This is a genomic window from Chromobacterium sp. FG22 (assembly GCF_057809415.1).
On sequence record NZ_JBMDJX010000081.1, the window covers coordinates 1 to 478 of the forward strand.

The following is a 478-nucleotide window of genomic DNA, read 5'->3' on the forward strand; positions in this document are numbered from 1 at the left end:
TCACCTCCTTTCTAGAGAAGGTTGTTGATCGAGTACTTACAGCCTATCGGTTATTCGCGAGTTTGAGTCTCGCGATCAGAGTGCTTGGATGAGTACTGTGATCGCGTTGTTTGAACGCACTGATCTTTAACAAACTGAAGAAGCCGAATATATAAAGACGGCGAGAAGGAAGCGTAAAGTTAACTCTTTACGTGGACGGATCGTCATCTTGGGTATTTGATTGTATCTAGGCTACGTCGCCATATCAAAAGGGGCGGTGTAGTCGTCGCACAAACACACTTGTTGTTTTGGTGATCTAGGTTACTGAAATGATAGGGTCAAGCGACTAAGTGCATCTGGTGGATGCCTTGGCGATCATAGGCGAAGAAGGACGTGTAAGCCTGCGAAAAGCGCGGGGGAGCTGGCAATAGAGCTTTGATCCCGCGATGTCCGAATGGGGAAACCCCTCCGCAAGGAGATCCCAGACTGAATACATAGG

Annotated in this window: 1 rRNA gene; it reads left to right on the forward strand. The window is 48.1% G+C overall.

Features of this window, described 5'->3' with window-relative positions:
• Nucleotides 1–315 precede the first annotated feature (315 nt).
• Nucleotides 316–478, forward strand: a 23S ribosomal RNA gene (locus ACODSD_RS24770); the annotation flags it as partial.